A 19,890-nucleotide genomic window follows, 5' to 3' on the forward strand; every position below is an offset into this window, starting at 1 on the left:
CTTGCACGAAGGGCGGAGCCTGCTTAGGGCGCGAGCCTCCGCTGCAGACGCCAGGTGTTGCCGCGGGCGTCGGCGTAGTGTCGGAACTCGTCGAGCGCGGCGGTGGAGAGCGCCAGCCCTCGGCCACTCTCGCTGTCGGCATCCGGCATGTCGACGCCGTCCCAGTCGATCTCCGCCGGCGGGGCGGTATCGGTGAGGGTCGCGAGGAGGTCGTCCGACGAGACGCGGATGTCGACGGTGAGGGTGACCCCGTCCGGGTCGTCGGTGTGCTGCACCATGTTGGTCGCCACCTCGCTCACGGCGAGGGCGAACAGCGTACGGTCCCGGTCGGCGACGTGCGGGGCGTCCGCCCACAGCCCGTCGAGGGCGTCGAGGACGTGGTCGACGAGCTCGAGCCGGGCCGGCCCGTCGATGTGCACCGCGCGGGTCTCAGCGTCCATCGAACGCCGACTCCGGCGTCGGGTGGTCGCGCAGCACGCGATCGAGGTTGGTGAGGTGCAGCACGGTCTGCACCGCTTCGGGCACGGCGGCGATGCGCAGGTCGCCGCCGGCGACGCGCGCACTCTTCAGCCCGCCCACGAGGGCGCCGAGTCCGGACGAGTCGACGAGCAGCAGACCCGCCATGTCGATGACGATGTTCGATTCGCCCGCGGCGATGAGGTCGCTCACCGCGTTGCGCAGCAGCGGTGCTCCCGTCGCGGTGAGTCGACCCGTCAGGCCGATGACGGCGTAGCCGTCGCGGGTGTCAGTGCTCAGATCCATGGGGCTCCTTCTCGAGGACTCGGGCGGCCGGCCCACGATAGCGGGCGGCCTGGATGATGACGCTCAGCACGACGAGGTCGTAGAGCACCCAGGCGGTGTTGACCAGTGTGCCGGTTCCGTCGGCGGTGCCGATGATGACGCGCGTCACGCCGATGACGAGGGCGACCGTCAGCACCACCATGGCCGTCAGCTGCGGCCAGATCTGCCCCCACGGCACGCCGCGAGGATCGCGACCGTCCTTGCGCGTCACGGCGAACGACAGGGGGCGGCCGAGGACGACGTTCGCGAACGCCGTCCAGCACGCTCGTATCCACACGGGGAAGAGGGCGAGCGAGTACTGCTGCCCGCGCCAGGTCCTGACCCCCTTCGCGACCACCAGGAACAGCACCTGATTCACGATGAAGTACGGCAGGAAACGCACGAAGAAATCGACCGACCATGCGGTGACCGGGAGCACCCCGAACACGAGGTACACCACGGGGGCCGTCAGGTACACGACCGCCGCGAACCCCGACAGATAGCTCCACATCGTCGCGAAGTACATCAGGCGCTGGCCCACCGAGAGCCCGCGCTTGACCAGGGGGTTGTCGCGGAGCATCACCTGCAACGTGCCCTGTGCCCAGCGCAGCCGCTGGGTGAGCATGGTGCGAAGGTCCTCGGGAGCGAGGCCCTTGGCGAGGATCTCGTGATGGTAGACGCTGCGCCACCCCTGCGAGTGCAGCTGCATCGCGGTCGCCATGTCCTCGGTGACCGAGATGGTCGCCATCGGGAGGATGGGCTGGGCCTCGTCTCCGCGGTCGAGGCGCAGCGCGTCGAGCAGGGCGCGCACGGCGTCGAGCGCCGTGATGGGGGAGAGGTCGGATGCCGCCAGCGTCGCGAGCCCTGCCTCGTCGACGACGATCGCATCGAGTTCGGCATCGTGCTCGATCGGCAGCGCGCCGAGTTCGGCGAGGTCGGCGCGGATACCCGCGAGATCCTGCGCGACGAGGATGCGCGACGCGTCATCGACGGCCGATCGCACCCGGTCGGCCACCTCGGCCACGGCGACGCCCGCCGCCAGGTCGCGCCGCCCCTGGCGGATCACGATCTGCAGCGCGCTGAATTCGCGCGTCAGGTTAGGATCGGCCGCCGCTCGGACCTCCGCCTCGATCATCGTCTCGGATGCGCGCAGCGCACGGGCGGCGGAGTCGGTGACCTCGCGGACGTAACCGATGATGCCGAGCCGCATGAGCGCCTCACGCCGGAGCACGGCGTTCGAACCGCAGAAGAACGCGGCGTTCCATCCGTCCTTGCCCTGCTGGATCGGACCGTAGAACAGCGGTGCCTGGGCTCCGAGAGGATCGGCCTCATCGACGTTCATGAACCACTGCGGGGTCTGGACGACGGCGACCTCGTGGTCGTCGGCGAAGTAGCCGAGGGTGCGGTGCAGGATGAGCGGATCCGGGATCTGGTCGGCGTCGAGGATGAGCAGGAACTCGCCGTCGGTCTGGAAGAGGGCGCTGTTCAGGTTGCCGGCCTTGGCGTGGCGCGGCTTGCCGGTCCAGTCGTCCGGGCGGGTGAGATACGACACCCCGGCATCACGCGCCGCCGCTTCGAGTTCCGGGCGGGAGCCGTCGTCGAGGATCCAGGTCGTGTGCGGATACGCGATGCGCTGGGCCGCACGCGCGGTCGTCATGACGAGCTCGATGGGCTCGTCGTACGTCGTGATGAAGACGTCGACCGTGCCACGCGGCTCCGATACGGGGGCCGGCCTCTCTTTGGCCCGCCACATGGTCAGGCAGAACAGGAAGGTGTCGATGAGGCTGTACGTCTCGGCGATCACGAGCGGTACCGCGATCCACCACGCCGACCAGTTCACCGATTCGAGCCAGCGCCACGCGACGTAGTTCACGCCGAGCAGCACCGACAGCAGGGCGAGGATGCGGATCGTGGCGAACCGGGCGCTCATGCATCCCTCCGGACGACGACCACGGTGATGTCGTCGGTCGCGGTTTCGGCGGTGGCGAGCCCCATCGCCTCCCGGATCGCTCCGTCGGGTCCGAGCTCGGTGAGCACGCGGTAGACGTGGGCGTAGGGATCGTCGGGATCGAGGACGTCGAGCAGGCCGTCGCTGCAGCAGACGAATGCGTCCCCGCGTGCGAGGTTCGCGAGCCGCGGTGTCCGGATCTCCGCCGGCTGCAGGCCCATGCCCATCCCGAGCGGCAGGCTCGTCGAGCGCAGATGCTCCCACGAGCCGTCCGCGCGGAGGATGAAGGCGAGACTGTGCCCGGCGTCGATCACCTCGAGGTCGCCGGACTCCGGGTCGAGTTCCGCGTGCACGGCGGTGACGAACATCGCGGTGTCGCCGAGATCCTGCTCGAGCAGACGATCGGCTTCGGCGATCGATGCCGTCAGCCCTCGTTCGGGGGCCGTACGCAGGGAGGCGCGTACGCTCGCGGCGATCAGCGCGGGGCCGGTGCCCTTGCCCATCGCGTCGGCGAGAGTGACGCGCAGGGCGCCGTCGACGATGTCGAGGTCGTAGAAGTCGCCCGCCAGAGCGCCACGCGAGATCGAACCGCCGGCGATCGTGTAGCCCGGCACCTCGGGATGGGCGTGCGGGCGCAGCGTGCTCTGGATGACGGCGGCGTGGTCGAGCTCGGCGTCGTTGGCGAGTTCGGACTGCACCCAGAACGCGAGATCGCGCAGCAGGTCGAGCTGGGCGTCCGTGAGCGTGTGCGGTTCGGTGTCGAGCACGCACAGGGTGCCGATCGGCTCTCCTCCGGGCGCGTGCAGCGGATGCCCCGCATAGAACCGCAGATGCGGGTCGCCGGTCACGAACGGATTGTCGGCGAAGAGGTCCGTCAGTGCGGCATCCTCGATCACCACGGTGCGGTCCTGTCGAACCGTGTAATCGCAGAAGGAGTCCTGCCGTGGCGCCTGATCGGCGCCCAACCCGATCTCCGCCTTCCGCCATTGCCTGTCGCGGTCGATGAGCGAGACGCTCACCATCGGCACTCCGAACATCTCCTTCGCCAGTCGTGCCACCCGATCCACCCGCTCATCGCGGGGGGTGTCGAGGATCCCCAGTTCCTCGAGCGCTTGCTGTCTGCGTCGCTCGTCGAACACCTGCCGTCCCTCCTACGGTCTTTCTCATGCCATCCTCGCATCCGGACGGACCGGGTGGTGAGGGCGCGCGGAGGCGAAAACTTCGACAGTGTTGACTGTTAACAGTCAACACTGTTAGCCTCACGGTGTCGACAACACGGTCGACCCACGTAGAGGAGCAAAGATGCCCCGCAAGCGCATCACCCGGGCGGCCGCCGCACTCGCCGCCCTCGCAGCCACCGCTCTCGTCGTCTCGGCCTGCACCAAGGTCGAAGAGGGCGAAGATGCCGCGTCGGCATTCCCCGAGAAGGACATCCGCCTGATCATCCAGGCCAACCCCGGCGGCGGATCCGACCTGTCGTCGCGCGCCCTCGCGACCGAGCTCGAGAAGATCCTCGGCGTCAGCGTCATCCCCGAGAACATGCCCGGTGCGGCCGGAGCCCTGGCCATGGAGTACGTCGGCTCGCAGGACGCCGACGGCTACGTGATCGGCTTCGCCCCGGTCGAGATCGCCATGCTCAACACCACGCAGGGCGCCAACGTGCTGCCGGAGGACTTCGACCTCCTCGGCCAGATCATGCTCGCCCCCGGCGTCATCACGGTCGGCGCGAACAGCGGCATCGAGACCCTCGAAGACCTCGTCGCGCAGGCGAAGTCCGGCCCCGTGACCGTCGCCAACTCCGGCGCCGGCTCGATCTGGGAGGCCGCGACCGTCGGCCTCGGCACCGCGACCGATGCCGACTTCACCCCGGTCCCGTACGACGGTGGCGCGACCGCCGTCGCCGCTGCGGCATCCGGTGAGACCGTCGCCGCCGTCTCCGGACTCGGCGAAGCGCTCGCGCAGGGCGACGCCGTGCGCATCCTCGCCGTGATGAACGACGAGCGCCACCCCGACGCCGAAGACGTCGAGACGGTCGAAGAGGCCATCGGCGACGACGTCGTGTTCGGTGGGTGGGGCGGAATCTACGCGCCGAAGGGTCTGCCCGACGACGTGAAGGAGACGCTCGAGGCCGCGGTCAAGGAGGCCGTCGAGTCCGACACCTACCAGCAGTTCCAGGCGGATGCCGGCAACCTCGTCGTCTACCGCGACTCGGCCGAGTGGACGACCTTCGTCGACGACCAGTTCACGCTATTCCAGGACCTCCTGGGCTGAGAGCACTCCTGCGGGGCCGGCGTCCGTCGGCCCCGCAGCGCACCCCTCCAACGAAGGAGAACCCATGTCGACCCCCGACATCGCCGCCGACGCGGCATCCGAGGACGAGTACGAGGGCGCACCCGCCTCGCGGGGCCTCGAGATCGCGTTCGGCGTGGTCGCCCTCGCCTTCACCGCGGGCTACCTCTTCCTCTCCACGCAGATCCCGCTGCGCCGCGAGGCCGGTCCCGGGCAGATCGACGCCCGATTCTGGCCCCTCGTCATCGGCGTCACCGGCGTGGTCATCGCGATCGCGATCCTCGCCGTCGCCCTCACCCGGCCGGCACCCACCCGTGAAGACCTCGAGCGCATACAGCCCGGCGGCTACCTGCGCGTCATCGCCACGCTCGTGATCACCGGCGCCTTCATCGCCCTCTGGTCGCTCGGCACGGTCATCCTGTTCGGCTACCGCATCGAGGTGTTCCCGGTCGCGGCCGCCCTGCTCATGGCCGCCCTCATGCTCCTCTACGGCCACCGCCGCTGGCTGAGCCTCGTCATCTACTCCGCCTCCGTCACGGCGTTCGTCTACGTCGTGTTCGGGATGCTCCTGAGGATTCCCCTGTGAACGCGCTCATGGAGGGGCTGAACTCGCTCCTCGACATCTCGATCCTGCTCTACATGCTGGTCGGCCTCGTGCTCGGCTTCATGGTCGGAGCCTTCCCCGGCATCACCGCGACCATGGCCGTCGCCCTCGCCGCGGGCTTCACGATGACCCTCGAGCCCGTGCAGGGCCTCGCGGTGCTGCTCACCATCTACGTCGCCGCCAACTTCGGCGACCGCGTGCCGTCGATCCTCATCAACACCCCCGGCACCCCGGCATCCATCGCCACCACCCTCGACGGGTACCCGATGGCGAAGCAGGGCAGGGCCGGACTCGCGCTCACGATCTCGGCGATCGTCTCGGCCGTCGGCATCCTCGCCTCGCTCGTGCTGTTCTCGGTGGCCGCCGTGCCGATCGCGAGCTTCGCCCGTGACTACTTCAAGTCGCCCGAGCTGTTCGCGCTCGTCGTCTTCGGCATCTCGATCATGATCGGCATCTCGTCGAAGTCGATGCTCAAGGGCATCCTCGCCGGGCTCTTCGGTCTCATGCTCGGCAGCGTCGGCACGTACGCCGCGACCGCCGACCAGCGCTTCACCTTCGGGGTGCTCGAACTCGTCGAGGGCGTCAACTTCATCGCCGTGATCATCGGCCTGTTCGGCATCGCCGAGCTGTTCGACCAACTGCTCACGCACAAGAAGTCGCACGTGCGGCCGATCTCGAGCCTCGGCCGCTGGTGGCCGAACAGGTCCGAGCTCAAGCAGTCGGGCCGCGCCACCGCGGTCGGCGGCGCCGTCGGCCTCGGGGTCGGACTCATCCCGGCCGCGGGCGGCGACATCGCCGGCCTCATCGGATGGGAGCGGGCGCGCAAGGCGTCGAAGCACCCCGAGATGTTCGGCAAGGGGTCGATCGAGGGCGTCGCGGCATCCGACACCGCCTCCAGTGCCACGCTCGGCGGATCGCTGACCACCACGATGGCCCTCGGCATCCCCGGCGACTCCGTGATGGCCGTCATGATCGGCTCGATGATCATCTGGGGCATCACCCCCGGACCCACGCTGTTCACCAACCGCCCCGACCTCGTCGTCTCGATCGTCGGCATCATGCTCGTCGCGACCATCCTGTCGCTCGTGCTCAGCCTCATCCGCATGAAGGGAATGGTGAAGCTGCTCGACGTGCCGCAGCCGTACCTGTGGAGCGGCATCCTGATCTTCTGCATCATCGGCACCTATGCGACCTCGAACAGCCTGTCGACCGTCGTCACGATGCTCGTCTTCGGCGTCGTGGGCGTGCTGCTCAAGCGCATGCAGGTGCCGGCCGGCCCCGTCGTGCTCGGTTTGCTCCTCGGTCCGCTCGCCGAGGAGAACCTCGCCCGCACCCTCGCGATCCTCCCGACGCGCCCGTTCTTCGAGGTCGTCAGCCCGATCGCGATCGTGCTGCTCGCCCTCGCCGTGCTCTCGATCGTGATGCCGGCGATCCGTGCGGCCCGCAAGCCGCGCGCCGAGCGCAAGTCGCTCGAGGACTCGATCCTCGACGACGAGAGCCGCGAGCAGATCGAGAAGGCGCACGACGAACTCGCCGCGAACCCCGACCTGCTCACGTCGACCGTGCGCAACGTCGACACATCCCCCCGCGCGCTCCGCAAGGCGCGCAAGAACTCCAAGGAGAACGAGAAGTGACCCGCTACGACATCCTGACCGCCGTCCCCACCGCGTTCCACCGCGACGGCAGCCTCGACCTGGAGGGGTCGCGCGCGATCTTCCGCTTCGTCGGGCAGTCGGGCAACGAGGGCGCGTTCATCCTGGGCACGACGGGGGAGTTCCCCGCGGTCGACGTCGAGGAGTTCCGCTCCCTCGTCGGCGCCGCGATCACCGAACTCGCCGACCGCATGCGCGTGATCGTGCACGTCGGCCAGCCCAGCACCTTCGAGGCCGTGCGCCTGGTCGAGATCGCCCGCGGACTCGGCGCGACCGAGTTCGCCGCCCTCACCCCGTACTACCTGAAGTCGACCGATGACGCGATCTTCGACTACTTCCAGGCGGTGTCGGATGCCGTGGGCGACGGGCGCCTCTACGTCTACATCTACCCGGCGCGCAGCGGCAACACTGTCTCGCCCGAGCTGCTCGTGCGCCTCGCAGGGCTGCCGAACATCGTCGGCGCGAAGCTCAGCGAGCTGTCGCTCGACGAGATCGCCGCGTATCGCGCGGTCGTGCCCGCGGACTTCGACCTGTACACGGGAGCCGACCGCGACCTGATCGCCGCCGTCGGCGCCGGGGCGCAGGGCGTCGTCTCGGGCGTCTCGTCGGTGACGCCGAAGCCGTTCCGTGCACTGGCGGATGCCGGACGCTCGGGTGACGCGGGAGCGATCGCCGCCGCCCAGACCGCCGTCGACGACGTCGTCTCGCTCATCGGCGGCGACATGGCGCGCATGAAAGAGGCGTACCGCGTGCTCGACGTGGTCGACGCCTACTGCCGCATGGCGATCGCGGAGCCGACCGAGGCCGAGCGCACCGCCGTCGCCGAGGTGGTCGCCGCGCACCGCTGAGTGTCTCGTGTGGGGGCGCTTCGACAGGCTCGGCGACCCAGCCGTATGGGTCCCTGAGCCTTGCCCGCGGGCCCCGCCCACAGGAAACCGAAAGGTGGCCTTCCTAGCGTCGAAGACGGGTTCCCCCGCCCGCTCCGCGCCTGGCGCGCGGTGTCCTGCCACGAAGGAAGGCCTCCTCATGACGAACACCACCGCCCACACCTCCGCCGCGACCGCGTGGGGACTCCTCGTCCTCCGCGTCGTCGTCGGCGGCATCTTCTTCGCCCACGGCGCGCAGAAGATCTTCGAGTACACGCTCGCCGGAACCACGCAGAGCTTCGCCGGGATGGGCGTGCCGCTGCCCGAGATCGCTGCCCCCTTCGTCGCCTTCCTCGAGCTGATCGGCGGGGCGATGCTCGTGCTCGGCCTCTTCTCGCGCCTCGCCGGCATCCTTCTGGCGGTCGACATGGTGGTGGCGCTCGTGCTGGTGCACCTGCCCGCGGGCTTCTGGGTCGGCGAGGGCGGCTACGAGTTCGTCGCCCTGCTCGGCGCCTCCGCGCTGGCGATCGCCTTCACGGGTGCCGGACGCTTCTCGGTCGACCGGGGCGTGCTCCGCGGGCGCGCCCCGGCCTGGCTCGCCTGACCTCAGAAGACCGAACGACGGATGCCGCGGGGCTCAGCCCCCGCGGCATCCGTCGTTCTCCGGAGATCTTCGCACGCGCGAGGTTGCGTAACCATTTGGTGCTTGACAGGGAGAAGACTACGAAGTTATCTTTATGAAACCGATTTCACGCATCCCGAGCGAGGAGTCGGCTGCACCGTCGCAGAGAACTTGCTGGCCAAAGGAGTGAACAGTGAAGTCGAACCCCCTACACCCGTCCCGCAACGCACGCGCGCTGCGGATCACCGGCCTCGCCGCCGTCGCCGCCATCGCCCTCGCGGGCTGCGCATCGGGCGGAGAGAGCGATGCCGGAAGCGCCGGAGGAGAGCTGACGTTCTCGAACTGGCAGTTCCTCGAAGACGGCAAGGGTCCCATCATCTGGGACGCCGTCAAGGGATACACCGGACCGAACGACGACATCGAGCTCACCAAGGTCGAGATCCCGTTCGCGAACTACGCCGACAAGCTCAGCACCGAGCTCGGTGCCGGTGGCGGCCCCGACGTCATGGTGCTGCAGGACAGCCAGTTCGCCTCGCTGGTGGATGCCGGCGTGCTCGAGCCCCTCGACGACATCGCCGACGAGCTCGGCGACGACCTCAACAACACCAACGAGGCGGGCGTCTTCGACGGCGGGCAGTACGGCTTCAACTGGGAGCGCCCGACCTACAGCACCGTCATCTACAACAAGGACATCTTCGCGCAGCTCGGACTCGAGGTGCCGACCACGTTCGACGAGTTCCTCACCACCGCGCAGACCATCAAGGACGAGCTGGGCATCGCCGGCTGGGCGGGTCGTCACCAGACCGCCGAGATCGACGGCTGGACGCTCGAGATGGCCAACTGGATCTACGGGTTCGGCGGCGAGCTGAGCGACGGCGATGCGCTCACGATCGACCGCGCCGAGAACGTCGAGGCCGTCGAGGCGTTCCTCGAGACCTTCGCCTCGGGCGTCGCGCCCATCGGCGACGACGCGTCGACGTTCCGCGCGAAGTTCGGCCAGGGCCAGGTCGGCATGCTGTTCGAGAACTCGGGCGTCGCGACCACCATCACGAGCAACCCCGACAACGCCGTGAACGGTCAGAACATGGGCGCGGCCCCGCTGCCGCTGGCGAACCCCGGCTCGAACTCGCAGCTGATCATCGCCGTCAACGCGAACAGCGACAACAAGGAGGCCGCGAAGGACTTCGTGCGCTGGGTGCTCGGCGAGGAGGGGCAGACCGCGATCCGTGCGGGCCTCGGTGCCTCGGCCATGGCGACCGACGTCGAGCCGGATGCCGCGTTCCTCGAGGCGAACCCCTGGGCGACGCAGTTCCTCGAGGCCGCCAAGACCTCGAAGTCGACCCTCGTCGAGGGCTTCGAGACCGAGAGCAAGGTCATCTGGCGCGAGGTGCTCACGGCGGTCGAGGACCTGCGGGTCAACGGCGGCGACGTGAAGGCCAAGCTCGCCGAGGTGCAGGAGACCCTCGAAGCCGAACTCGGCTGAGCACTCCGAGGGGCGGGCGGTTCTTCCCCCGGCCGCCCGCCCCTCGGCCACTCCCGCGACACGCGAAAGGACACCCGGCCATGGCCACCCCCACGCTCGAGGCGCCGCAGACCGCGCCCCCTGCCTCGCCGCCGAGGCGTCGCCGCGACAGCGGTGCGATCTCGCGCTTCATCGAGCGCAACGGCGCCTACCTCTTCCTCTTCCCGGCGATCGCCTACCTGGCGATCTTCACGGTCTTCCCCCTGATCCGCGGCGTGCTGCTGTCGTTCACGGCCACCAAGCTCGTGAACCCCTCGGGTGGGCGCCCGGTCGGTCTCGAGAACTACGACTACCTGCTCTCGAGCGACAAGTTCTGGACCTCGGTCGCCACGACCCTCCTCTACACGCTCTTCACCGTCGTGTTCTCGGTGGCTATCGGCACCGCCGGCGCCCTGCTGCTCAACACCGCGTTCAAGGGCCGGGGCATCATCCGCGCGATCGCGACGATCCCGTGGGCCGTGCCCACCGTCGCCGCCGCCCTCATCTTCGTGTGGATCTACAACAACGAGCAGGGCATCCTGAACCGCACCACCAGCGCACTGGGGCTCGGAGAGCACGGCTGGCTCGTCGATCCGCAGTACGGGCTCTTCGCCGTCACGCTCGCGACGGTCTGGAAGCTCACCCCGCTCGTCATGCTCGTGATGCTCAGCGCACTGCAGAGCGTGCCGCACGAGCTGCGCGAGGCGACCTGGGTCGACGGCGCGACGCGCTTCCAGTCGTTCCGCGCCGTCACCCTCCCGCACATCATGCCGACCATCCGCGTCATCACGCTGCTCATGACGATCTGGTCGATCCGGCGCTTCGAGATCATCTTCCTCATCACCGGCGGCGGACCGCTCGACGTCACCAACACGCTCGTGGTGAACGTCTACCGCACCGCATTCCAGGACCAGAACCTCGGGCGGGCCGCCGCGATCGGCGCCCTCGGCCTCGTGCTCTCGCTGCTGGTCACGGTCGTCTACTTCATCGTCGAGCAGATCCAGGAACGTCAGGAGAGCCAGCGATGACCACCGTGCGCATTCCCACCGACCTCCCGCGCCGCCGCGGCGTCGCCGCCAAGTTCGGCAGCCTCGGCAAGGCCGCGCTGATCACCCTGCTCGTCGTGTTCGCCGGCTTCCCCGTCTACTGGATGCTGTCGACCTCGCTCGGCACGGAGGCCTCACTGTACGGCGGATCTCAGCCGCTCGTGCCCGAGGTGCAGAACATCGGGCAGTGGGGCGGGTTCCTCGCCGACATCCCGATCTTCCGCTGGCTCGGCAACTCCTTCGTGATCGCCGCGGGCACCACGATCCTCAGCCTCGTGCTGGCGACCATGGCCGCCTACGCGCTCAGCCGCTACAAGTTCCACGGCCGCGGTGTCGCCGGGTTCATCTTCTTCAGCACCCAGATGCTGCCCGAAGCGCTGATCATCGTGCCGCTGTACGCGATCTTCGCCGGGGCCGGGCTGCTCAACAGCCATTGGGGCCTCGTGCTCGCCGACACCGCGTTCGTGATGCCGGTGGCGATGTTCATCATCAAGAGCGGCATCGACAAGATCCCCTACGAGATCGAGGAGTCGGCGCGCATCGACGGATGCTCCCGCCTGCGCATCCTGACCACCATCGTGCTTCCGCTGGTCATGCCGAGCATCGCGGCCGCCTCGGTCATCGCGTTCTTCGACGGCTGGAACGAGTTCATGTTCGCGAACACGTTCATCTCGTCGAGCGATCTGTGGCCGGCATCCGTGGGTCTGTCGTCGTTCCTCGGCCAGTTCTACACGCCGATGAACGTCGTGATGTTCTGCGCCCTGCTGTTCGCCCTGCCCGCCATCATCTTCTTCCTGTGGGCGCAGCGCGGCATCGTGTCGGGGCTGACCGCCGGATCCGTCAAGGGCTGAGCGCCCTGCAACCTGGAGTATCGAAAGACATGTCTGAAGGATTCGACCCGCTGTTCTCCGTGCGCGACAAGGTGGTGGTCGTCACCGGCGGCTTCGGCCAGATCGGCGCCGAGTTCGTGCGCGAACTGCACGGGCGCGGTGCCCGCGTCGCCGTCACCTCGCGCCGCGAGGTGGCCGACCCGTCGGCGGAGCTCGGCATCGCCGACCCCGACGGCCGACTGCTCGCGGTCGCGATGGACATCACCGACCAGCAGAGCGTGGATGCCGGATTCGACCGGGTGCTGGAGACCTGGGGTGTGCCGACCGTCGTGGTCAACAACGCGGGCCTCGACACCCAGCCCAGCGCGCCGCCCGAGGTCTCGGGCCCGTTCGAGCAGTTCCCCGCCGAGGTGTTCCGCGAGGTGGTCGACACGAACCTCGTCGGCACCTTCCTCGTCACCCAGGCGGCCGGTCGTCGGATGCGCGACGCCGGACTCGGCGGTTCGATCGTCAACGTCGGATCGATCTACGGCATGGTCTCGCCGGTGCAGGACATCTATGCGTACAAGGCCGAGCAGACCGGCATCCCGTTCATCAAGCCGGTCGCGTACTCGGCCGCGAAGTCGGGCCTCTACAACCTCACCCGCTATTGCGCGACGTACTGGGGGCGCGCCGGCATCCGCGTCAACACGCTCACGCCCTCGGGTGTGCGCCGTGACACGCAGGACGCGACCTTCCAGGCCAACTACACCGCCCGCATGCCGATCGGGCGGATGGCCGAGGCGAACGAGTTCAACGGCGCCCTGGTCTTCCTCGCCTCCGACGCCTCGACCTACATGACCGGGTCGAACGTCGTCGTCGACGGAGGGTGGACGGCGTGGTGAACGACCTGCTGGGCACGCGGCTCTTCATGGCCGCCGTCACCCCGATGCGCTCCGACGAGAGCGTCGACCATGAGGCGCTCGCCGCGATGCTCGACGGCGACATCCGCCGGGGCGTCGAGGGCGTCTACGTGTGCGGCTCGTCGGGGGAGGGCGTGCTGCTCTCGGAGGCCGAGCGCATCGCGGTGGCCGAGACCGCCGTCGCCGCCGCCGCGGGCCGCGTGCCCGTCGTCTCGCACGTGGGTGCGATGTCGACCGGTGAGGCGGTGCGCATCGCGCAGGCGGCGAAGGATGCCGGGGTCGGTGCGATCTCGATGATCCCGCCGCTCTACTACGGCTACTCCACCGACGACGTCGTGCGACACTTCCGCACCGTGATCGACGCCGTCGACCTGCCGTTCGTGCTCTACAACATCCCGCAGTTCACCGGCCGCGACATCTCGGAGGGCGGCTTCGACGAACTGCTCGCCCTGCCGCAGGTGATCGGCGTCAAGCACACCTCGCGCAACCTCTACGGTGCCGAGCGCATCCTGCACCGCTACCCGCACCAGACGCTCATCAACGGGTTCGACGAGTTCTACCTGCCGGCGCTGTCGATCGGTGCGCGAGGAGCGATCGGCACCACCGTCGCGCTGCAGATCGAGCTGTTCCTGTCGCTGCGCCGCCGGTTCGAGGCGGGCGACCTCGCCGGGGCGCGCGCCGTGCAGGTGCGCATCAACGACACGGTCGAGGCGATGGTCGAGGTCGGCGTCTTCGGCGCCGCGAAGTACCTCGGCGGCAAGGCATCCGCTCTGTCGCTCGGTGACTGCCGTTCGCCGCTGCCGCCCCTCGACGACGCCGCGCGCGCCCGACTCGACGAGGTGCACGCCCGCCTGCAGCACCACGTCGCGACGACCGCCGCCGAGGACGCCGCCTGACCCCGCGCGCGTGCATCGACCGGTGCGAAACGACGATTCTCGCGGGCCATAGTCGACGTTTGGCACCGATCGATGCACCGGCGGGGCGGATAGGGTGAAGCATCCGGGCAGCAGAGGGCGGGACATGACCACGATCTACGACGTCGCGTCGCGCGCCGGAGTGTCACCGGCGACCGTCTCGCGCGTGTTCAACGGCACCAAGGTCTCGCCCGAGAAGGTCGAGGCCGTGCGCCGGGCCGCCGCCGATCTCGACTTCACGCCCAACCGTGCCGCCCGCAGCCTGCGCACGCAGACGTCCGAGGTGATCGCGCTCGTCATCCCCGACATCGAGAACCCGTACTTCACCGAGATGGCCCGCGGTGTCGAAGACGTCGCGAGCGAGGCGGGGTACTCGGTCGTGCTCTGCAACTCCGATTCGCAGCCCGACAAGGAGTCGACCTACCTGCAGATCGCCATCGCCGAGCACATGTCGGGCGTCATCATCGCCGCGGCATCCGACGCGACGAACCTCGACAGCATCCTCGCGACCGGTCGCCCCGTTGTCGCGGTCGACCGCGCCACGCGCTACGACCTCGACGGCGTCGTGATGGCGAACCGCGAAGCGGGGGTCGCGGCGACCGAGTCGCTGATCGCCGCCGGCTACCGCCGCATCGCCTACATCGGCGGGCCGGAAGACATCGACACCGCCGCCGATCGCGCCGCCGGGTGGCGGCAGGCGCTGACGGATGCCGGGCGCGAAGCCGACATCACCGCACTGCAGCGGTTCGCGACGTTCCGGGTCGACGGGGCGCGGGCGGCGATGGAGGAGCTGTTGGCGCTCCCCGAACCACCGGATGCCGTCGTCGCCGGTAACAACCTCATCGGCGTCGGTGCGATCCAGGTGCTCACCGAACGCGGGCTGACCCCGCCGCAGATCGGCGTCGCGGTGGTGGGATCGCTCCCGTTCACGACGCTGTCGCCGACGGCCGTGAGCCTCGTGCGTCTGCCCGCACGGCACATGGGCGTGACGGCCGCCCGCATGCTGCTCGAGCGCATCGCCGGCGACGCCCAGCCCGCCCGCACGGTCGTGCTGCGCGGCGAGACCCAGCGCGCGAGCTCGACCCGCTAGTCGGCCCTGCAACTGGGTCCCTGAGCTTGTCGAAGGGTCCCGCCCGGGGATGCTTCGACAGGCTCAGCACCGCAGGGCGGGGTGTCTCGGCTGGGGCTGACTACGCAACCACAGATTCCACTTGCGATCTGAAATCGATTTCACATATCCTGAAACCGAGCGTGATCAAGGAGGACCACCATGCGATGCACCCTCGGGGTCGACGTCGGCACATCCAGCACCAAGGGCGTGCTCACGGCATCCGACGGCACGATCCTCGCCACCGCCACCCGGGCGCACGACGTCTCGCGTCCGCGCACCGGCTGGGTCGAGACGGATGCCGCGATCTGGTGGGACGAGTTCGCCTCGATCGCCCGCGAACTGATCGCCGCCCACCCGGATGCCGAGATCTCCGCCGTCGGCGTCAGCGGCATGGGACCGTGCATCCTGCTCGCCGACGAGAACGACGAGCCCGTGCGCCCCGCCATCCTCTACGGCGTCGACACCCGCGCGACCGCGCAGATCGAGCGCATCACCTCCGACCTCGGGGTCGACGAGATCACCCGCGTCGGCGGGTCGGTGCTCACGTCGCAGGCGGGCGGCCCGAAGATCGCGTGGATCGCCGAGGAGGAGCCGAATGCCTGGGCGCGCGCCCGCCGCCTCTTCATGCCGGCGTCGTGGCTCGCCCGCAAGCTCACGGCCGCCTACGTGCTCGACCACCAGTCGGCCAGCCAGGTCTCGCCGCTCTACGACATCGAGAACGAGCGCTGGCACGCTCCGTTCTGGGGCCGCTACGCGACCGCGATCGTGCAGCCACGCCTCGCCTGGGCGGGCGACATCGCGGGCACGGTGACGGCACAGGCATCCGAGATCACCGGCATCCCGGCCGGCACCCCCGTCATCACCGGCACGATCGACGCCTGGACCGAGGCCGTCAGCGTCGGCGCGCACGAGGTCGGCGACCTCATGCTCATGTACGGCACGACGATGTTCCTCGTCGCGACGGGGGAGGAGACCCTCCGCACCCCGTCGATGTGGACCACTGCCGGCGCCTTCCCCGGCACCCGCAATCTCGCGGGCGGCCTCTCGACCTCGGGCGCGCTGACCGCGTGGCTCGCAGAGCTGACGGATGCCGACTACCCGCAGCTCCTCGCCGAGGCCGAGGCATCCGGGGCCGGCGCCCGCGGCCTGCTCGTGCTCCCGTACTTCGCGGGGGAGCGCACCCCGATCCAGGACCCCGACGCCCGCGGCGTGATCGCCGGCCTCACCCTCGAGCACACCCGCGGCGACCTGTACCGCGCGGCCCTCGAGGCGACCGCGCTCGGCGTGCGCCACAACGTCGAGACCATGCGCGCGGCCGGCGCCGACATCCGCCGCATCGTCGCGGTCGGCGGCGGCACGCAGGGGCGCCTCTGGCTGCAGGTCGTCTCCGACGTCACCGGTCTCGTGCAGGAGGTTCCGGCGACCACGATCGGTGCGAGCTACGGCGCGGCCTTCCTCGCCGCGGTGGCCACGGCCGACGAGCCGCCGCTGATCACCGAATGGAACCCGGTGACCGACACGATCACCCCGAACGCCGATCTGCGCACGACCTACGACACCCTCTTCGACCGGTACGTGCGCCTGTATTCGGCGACGGCCGACGTCGTCCACGAACTCGCCGCCGACCAGCGCGGCGCCAACGGCTCCACGACCACCGCATCCACCCCCGCATCGGAGGAATCATGACCTACACCCTGCCGACCCCGGCATCCCGCCCGGCATCCGCCCCGAAGACCGCGTACCTGATCGCCTCGGGCGACCTGCGCGAAGCTGCCAACACCGGCGGCTGGCCCGTGCAGGTCGAGCTCGAGGCGGGCGTCACCGGCGTCTTCAGCGACCTCGGCTGGACGGTCATCCGCGCCAACGACGTCGACCCCGCCACCGGCCACGGCTTCATCTCGAGCCAGCGCATGGGCCTCGAGGTCTTCAAGAACATCCCGACGGATGCTCCGCTCATCGTCGCCGAGGCCGTCTGGCAGTACTCGCATCACGTGCTCGCCGGGCTCCGCACGCACCAGGGGCCGATCCTCACGGTCGCGAACTTCGCGGGCGACTGGCCCGGACTGGTCGGTCTGCTCGGGCTGAACGCCGGACTCACCAAGATGGACAAGCCCTACGCCTCGATCTGGTCGGTCGACTTCACCGACGAGTGGTTCAAGAACGGCATCAAGGAGTGGACCGAGACCGGCGCCATCACCCACGACGCCTCGCACGTGCGCCCGCTGCCCGAGCTGCCCGACAGCCCCGAGAAGCAGCTGGGCGAGGCGCTCGCGGCAGAGCTCCTCGCCGAGAAGGCCATCATCGGCGTCTTCGACGAGGGCTGCATGGGCATGTACAACGCGATCTTCGACGACGAGCTGCTCAACCGGACCGGCATCTACAAGGAGCGCCTGTCGCAGTCGGCGCTCTACGCCGAGATGCTCGAGGTCACCGACGACGAGGCGAACGCCGCCTACGACTGGCTGATCGACGCCGGCATGACCTTCGTCTACGGCGAGGATGCCGCCACCGAGCTCACCCGCGAGCAGGTGCAGTGGCAGCTCAAGATGTACATCGCCGCCCTCCGCATCGCCGACGATTTCGGGCTCGACGCGGTCGGCATCCAGTACCAGCAGGGACTGAAGGACCTGGTTCCGGCGTCCGACCTCGCCGAAGGCATCCTGAACTCCACCGAGCGCCCGCCGGTCACCTCGCGCGACGGCTCGCGCGTGCTGCACGAGGGCCGCGCGTTCCCGCACTTCAACGAGGCCGACGAGGGCGTCGCGGTCGACGCGCTCGTCACCGACCGGGTGTGGCGCGCGATGGGCCTCGTGCCCGACAACACGCTGCACGACGTGCGCTGGGGCGAGGACTACGACGGCCAGTTCGTGTGGGTCTACGAGATCTCGGGCTCGGTCCCCGCCTCGCACCTCGGCGGATGGCAGAACGCCGAGGGCTGGCGCCAGGGCCACGTGTTCTTCCCGGCCGGCGGCGCCACGATCAACGGCGTCTCGAAGCCCGGTGAGCTCGTTCTCTCGCGCGTGTTCATCGCCGACGGCATCCTGCAGGCCGACATCTTCCGGGCATCCGTCGTCGAGCTGCCCGCCGAAGAGACGCAGCGCCGCAAGGACGCCACGAACCCGGAGTGGCCGATCGCCCACGTCGTGCTGCACGGCGTCTCGCGCGACCAGTTCATGGCCCGCCACAAGGCCAACCACGCCCAGACGGTCTACGCGCCCGACGCCGAGACCGCCGACAAGGCGCTCATCGCCAAGGCCGCGATGTTCGCCGGCATGGGCATCAAGGTCAACCTCGTCGGAGACGTCGCGGTCTGATCCCCGGAGGGGCGAGGGGCGGATGCTTCGGCATCCGCCCCTTTCGTGTGCGCATCGATCGTCTCGCGTGCGCATCGATCGTCTCGCGTGTGCATCGATCGGTGCACAATGTCGGCTATCGGAGCGGATGACCGACGTTTCGCACCGATCGATGCACCCGACGGGCCCGCTCAGACCTCCGTGTTGCGCGACACGTACGCCGTGCGCTCGACCACCGGCCGCACCAGCTCGGTGATGCCGCGCCGTTCCAGAAGCGCCGCGTCGTCGGCATCCTTCGACGTCACGAAAGCGGGGTCGGCGCCGGACTCGCAGGCATCGACCCAGGCCTGGAAGATGGACCCGCCCGGGCTCATCGCCCCGCGGCTGATCGGCGTCTCGTCCTCGTCGACCTCGACCACGATGCCGAGCGTGCGCGCCGGCGCCGGGCGGCGTTCGCGCAGCTCGGGGATGAGCTCGGCGAAGCGGCGGCCGATCGGCTTGGCGGTGCCCGTCTGGTCGACGAGGCCGAGCGTGTACTCGAGGTCGGGGAAGTCGGCGAGGTCTCGGCTCACGTCGTGCGAGCACCACCACGTCACGCCCCACAGGTCGTCGGTGCGAGCGACCGAGCGCAGCGTCGCCTCGAGGAAGTCGGGGGTCTGCTCGGGGGCGAGGCAGTTCGACGGCGCCCCGACCTCCTGCAGCCAGATCGGCTTGTGCGGGTCGGTCGCGAACGCGCGCGCGAGTTCGATCATGTACTCGGCATGACGATCGGATGCCGTCGACCGCCCGCCGTACTTCTGCGCGGTGCCGTTGAAGATCCACGAGTGCACGGTGGTCATCGCGCCGAGCCGTGAGGCCAGTGCCGGGGTGAAGCCGTGCCCGTCCATGTACCAGGCGGCGTCGTACTCGCTGTGCACGTGGCGCTGCGCGGGCGCGGATGCCTCGGCCGCACCGAGCAGCGTCGTGATCCAGTTCGCGGCCTCGGCCTCGGTGACCGGCCAGGGCGAGGGATGCGTCTGCGCCGAGAACTGGTTCGTCTCGTTGCCGAGCGTGAAACCCAGGAAGTTCCGGGCATCCGTCAGTCGCTCGCCCAGGCGTGCGACGAGCTCGGCCTGCCCGCTGAGCGCCTCGGGATGCGTGAACATGTTCTTGTCGTGCCAGGTGAACAGCCACGACGGGATGAAGTCGAAGCTCGACAGGTGCCCCTGGATCACGTCGACGCTCGCGTCGAGTCCGAACTCCGCGGCGACGTCGACCACGGCGCGCACATCGTCGACGGCTTCTTCGCGGATGAGTGTCCGGTTGGGCTGCAGCACCGTCCACAGCGGGAAGATGCGCAGGTGGTCGAGGCCGAGATCGGCGAGGGCGGCGAAATCGCGGCGCACCTCGTCGAGGTCGAGCGACATCCACGCGTGCATCCACTTCGATCGCGGCGTGTAGTTGGCGCCGAAGCGCAGGGGGTCGGCGGGGGAGAGGGCGACGTTGTCCATCCGGCCAGCCTAGCCACGGCATCCGTGCGGTCGCCGACCCCG

At 69.3% G+C, this 19,890-nt stretch carries 18 protein-coding genes; 13 read left to right on the plus strand and 5 right to left on the minus strand.

Translation table 11 applies throughout. The annotated features are described in order from the left end of the window. Nucleotides 1-23: 23 nt before the first annotated feature. The 4 genes from ACI2JZ_RS08470 to ACI2JZ_RS08485 are packed head-to-tail and all read right to left on the minus strand — an operon-like array spanning nucleotide 24 to nucleotide 3,867. Nucleotides 24-440, minus strand: a complete 417-nt coding sequence (locus tag ACI2JZ_RS08470) for an ATP-binding protein (protein WP_404597203.1) — start codon at nucleotides 438-440, stop codon at nucleotides 24-26. Further along, a complete protein-coding gene (locus ACI2JZ_RS08475) occupies nucleotides 430-762 on the minus strand; it encodes an STAS domain-containing protein (RefSeq protein ID WP_404597204.1) in 333 nt (110 codons plus the stop codon). The genes ACI2JZ_RS08470 and ACI2JZ_RS08475 overlap by 11 nt, the downstream gene beginning before the upstream one ends. Beyond that, complete coding sequence (locus ACI2JZ_RS08480; protein WP_247633667.1) at nucleotides 746-2,710, minus strand: glycosyltransferase family 2 protein; 1,965 nt, start codon at nucleotides 2,708-2,710, stop codon at nucleotides 746-748. Before ACI2JZ_RS08480 ends, ACI2JZ_RS08475 begins: the two co-directional genes overlap by 17 nt. Beyond that, nucleotides 2,707-3,867 carry a PP2C family protein-serine/threonine phosphatase gene (locus ACI2JZ_RS08485; protein WP_247957051.1) on the minus strand — a complete coding sequence of 387 codons (1,161 nt, stop codon included), beginning with the start codon at nucleotides 3,865-3,867 and terminating at the stop codon, nucleotides 2,707-2,709. The genes ACI2JZ_RS08480 and ACI2JZ_RS08485 overlap by 4 nt, the downstream gene beginning before the upstream one ends. Before the next feature lie 163 nt (nucleotides 3,868-4,030). Between ACI2JZ_RS08485 and ACI2JZ_RS08490 the strand changes: the two genes are divergently transcribed. The 13 genes from ACI2JZ_RS08490 to ACI2JZ_RS08550 all read left to right on the plus strand — a co-directional run bounded on the left by ACI2JZ_RS08490 (nucleotide 4,031) and on the right by ACI2JZ_RS08550 (nucleotide 18,379). Further along, on the plus strand, nucleotides 4,031-4,999 hold the full coding sequence (locus tag ACI2JZ_RS08490; protein WP_247957050.1) for a tripartite tricarboxylate transporter substrate binding protein: 969 nt from the start codon (nucleotides 4,031-4,033) through the stop codon (nucleotides 4,997-4,999). Nucleotides 5,000-5,063: 64 nt separating this feature from the next. After that, the gene (locus ACI2JZ_RS08495) at nucleotides 5,064-5,603 is read left to right on the plus strand and encodes a tripartite tricarboxylate transporter TctB family protein (RefSeq protein ID WP_404597205.1); all 540 of its coding nucleotides are present in this window, start codon (nucleotides 5,064-5,066) and stop codon (nucleotides 5,601-5,603) included. Next, on the plus strand, nucleotides 5,600-7,255 hold the full coding sequence (locus tag ACI2JZ_RS08500; RefSeq protein ID WP_247624339.1) for a tripartite tricarboxylate transporter permease: 1,656 nt from the start codon (nucleotides 5,600-5,602) through the stop codon (nucleotides 7,253-7,255). Before ACI2JZ_RS08495 ends, ACI2JZ_RS08500 begins: the two co-directional genes overlap by 4 nt. Beyond that, on the plus strand, nucleotides 7,252-8,121 hold the full coding sequence (locus ACI2JZ_RS08505; RefSeq protein ID WP_404597206.1) for a dihydrodipicolinate synthase family protein: 870 nt from the start codon (nucleotides 7,252-7,254) through the stop codon (nucleotides 8,119-8,121). The genes ACI2JZ_RS08500 and ACI2JZ_RS08505 overlap by 4 nt, the downstream gene beginning before the upstream one ends. Nucleotides 8,122-8,299: 178 nt before the next feature. Next, the gene (locus ACI2JZ_RS08510) at nucleotides 8,300-8,743 is read left to right on the plus strand and encodes a DoxX family protein (RefSeq protein ID WP_247624341.1); all 444 of its coding nucleotides are present in this window, start codon (nucleotides 8,300-8,302) and stop codon (nucleotides 8,741-8,743) included. A gap of 211 nt (nucleotides 8,744-8,954) precedes the next feature. After that, nucleotides 8,955-10,244 carry an extracellular solute-binding protein gene (locus ACI2JZ_RS08515; RefSeq protein ID WP_247624342.1) on the plus strand — a complete coding sequence of 430 codons (1,290 nt, stop codon included), beginning with the start codon at nucleotides 8,955-8,957 and terminating at the stop codon, nucleotides 10,242-10,244. An 80-nt stretch (nucleotides 10,245-10,324) separates the two neighbouring features. Next, nucleotides 10,325-11,290, plus strand: a complete 966-nt coding sequence (locus ACI2JZ_RS08520) for a carbohydrate ABC transporter permease (protein WP_247633672.1) — start codon at nucleotides 10,325-10,327, stop codon at nucleotides 11,288-11,290. Beyond that, nucleotides 11,287-12,159, plus strand: coding sequence for a carbohydrate ABC transporter permease (locus tag ACI2JZ_RS08525; RefSeq protein ID WP_247624344.1), 873 nt, complete (start codon nucleotides 11,287-11,289; stop codon nucleotides 12,157-12,159). The genes ACI2JZ_RS08520 and ACI2JZ_RS08525 overlap by 4 nt, the downstream gene beginning before the upstream one ends. A 29-nt stretch (nucleotides 12,160-12,188) precedes the next feature. Then, nucleotides 12,189-13,022 (plus strand): SDR family oxidoreductase, encoded by an 834-nt coding sequence (locus tag ACI2JZ_RS08530; protein ID WP_247624345.1) that lies wholly within the window; start codon nucleotides 12,189-12,191, stop codon nucleotides 13,020-13,022. Beyond that, nucleotides 13,016-13,936 carry a dihydrodipicolinate synthase family protein gene (locus ACI2JZ_RS08535; protein ID WP_404597207.1) on the plus strand — a complete coding sequence of 307 codons (921 nt, stop codon included), beginning with the start codon at nucleotides 13,016-13,018 and terminating at the stop codon, nucleotides 13,934-13,936. Before ACI2JZ_RS08530 ends, ACI2JZ_RS08535 begins: the two co-directional genes overlap by 7 nt. A 124-nt stretch (nucleotides 13,937-14,060) precedes the next feature. Further along, nucleotides 14,061-15,044 (plus strand): LacI family DNA-binding transcriptional regulator, encoded by a 984-nt coding sequence (locus ACI2JZ_RS08540; protein WP_404597208.1) that lies wholly within the window; start codon nucleotides 14,061-14,063, stop codon nucleotides 15,042-15,044. A gap of 180 nt (nucleotides 15,045-15,224) precedes the next feature. Beyond that, nucleotides 15,225-16,751, plus strand: a complete 1,527-nt coding sequence (locus ACI2JZ_RS08545; protein ID WP_404597209.1) for an FGGY-family carbohydrate kinase — start codon at nucleotides 15,225-15,227, stop codon at nucleotides 16,749-16,751. Then, nucleotides 16,748-18,379 carry a fucose isomerase gene (locus ACI2JZ_RS08550; RefSeq protein WP_404597210.1) on the plus strand — a complete coding sequence of 544 codons (1,632 nt, stop codon included), beginning with the start codon at nucleotides 16,748-16,750 and terminating at the stop codon, nucleotides 18,377-18,379. The genes ACI2JZ_RS08545 and ACI2JZ_RS08550 overlap by 4 nt, the downstream gene beginning before the upstream one ends. Nucleotides 18,380-18,549: 170 nt before the next feature. Here ACI2JZ_RS08550 and ACI2JZ_RS08555 read toward each other — a convergent pair whose 3' ends face one another. Continuing rightward, the gene (locus ACI2JZ_RS08555; protein ID WP_404597211.1) at nucleotides 18,550-19,848 is read right to left on the minus strand and encodes a glycosyl hydrolase; all 1,299 of its coding nucleotides are present in this window, start codon (nucleotides 19,846-19,848) and stop codon (nucleotides 18,550-18,552) included. Nucleotides 19,849-19,890 lie beyond the last annotated feature (42 nt).

Origin of the sequence: Microbacterium sp. NPDC087868 (assembly GCF_044900755.1) — a bacterium.
Lineage (GTDB): Bacteria > Actinomycetota > Actinomycetes > Actinomycetales > Microbacteriaceae > Microbacterium > Microbacterium galbinum.

What these genes read in the sequence shown, in the direction of transcription:
- ACI2JZ_RS08490 (WP_247957050.1), top strand. Translation starts at nt 4,031, where the DNA reads ATGCCCCGCAAGCGCATCACCCGGGCGGCCGCCGCACTCGCCGCCCTC.
- ACI2JZ_RS08540 (WP_404597208.1), top strand. Translation starts at nt 14,061, where the DNA reads ATGACCACGATCTACGACGTCGCGTCGCGCGCCGGAGTGTCACCGGCG.
- ACI2JZ_RS08530 (WP_247624345.1), top strand. Translation starts at nt 12,189, where the DNA reads ATGTCTGAAGGATTCGACCCGCTGTTCTCCGTGCGCGACAAGGTGGTG.
- ACI2JZ_RS08520 (WP_247633672.1), top strand. Translation starts at nt 10,325, where the DNA reads ATGGCCACCCCCACGCTCGAGGCGCCGCAGACCGCGCCCCCTGCCTCG.
- ACI2JZ_RS08545 (WP_404597209.1), top strand. Translation starts at nt 15,225, where the DNA reads ATGCGATGCACCCTCGGGGTCGACGTCGGCACATCCAGCACCAAGGGC.
- ACI2JZ_RS08470 (WP_404597203.1), bottom strand. Translation starts at nt 440, where the DNA reads ATGGACGCTGAGACCCGCGCGGTGCACATCGACGGGCCGGCCCGGCTC.
- ACI2JZ_RS08550 (WP_404597210.1), top strand. Translation starts at nt 16,748, where the DNA reads ATGACCTACACCCTGCCGACCCCGGCATCCCGCCCGGCATCCGCCCCG.
- ACI2JZ_RS08525 (WP_247624344.1), top strand. Translation starts at nt 11,287, where the DNA reads ATGACCACCGTGCGCATTCCCACCGACCTCCCGCGCCGCCGCGGCGTC.
- ACI2JZ_RS08510 (WP_247624341.1), top strand. Translation starts at nt 8,300, where the DNA reads ATGACGAACACCACCGCCCACACCTCCGCCGCGACCGCGTGGGGACTC.
- ACI2JZ_RS08480 (WP_247633667.1), bottom strand. Translation starts at nt 2,710, where the DNA reads ATGAGCGCCCGGTTCGCCACGATCCGCATCCTCGCCCTGCTGTCGGTG.
- ACI2JZ_RS08555 (WP_404597211.1), bottom strand. Translation starts at nt 19,848, where the DNA reads ATGGACAACGTCGCCCTCTCCCCCGCCGACCCCCTGCGCTTCGGCGCC.
- ACI2JZ_RS08495 (WP_404597205.1), top strand. Translation starts at nt 5,064, where the DNA reads ATGTCGACCCCCGACATCGCCGCCGACGCGGCATCCGAGGACGAGTAC.
- ACI2JZ_RS08475 (WP_404597204.1), bottom strand. Translation starts at nt 762, where the DNA reads ATGGATCTGAGCACTGACACCCGCGACGGCTACGCCGTCATCGGCCTG.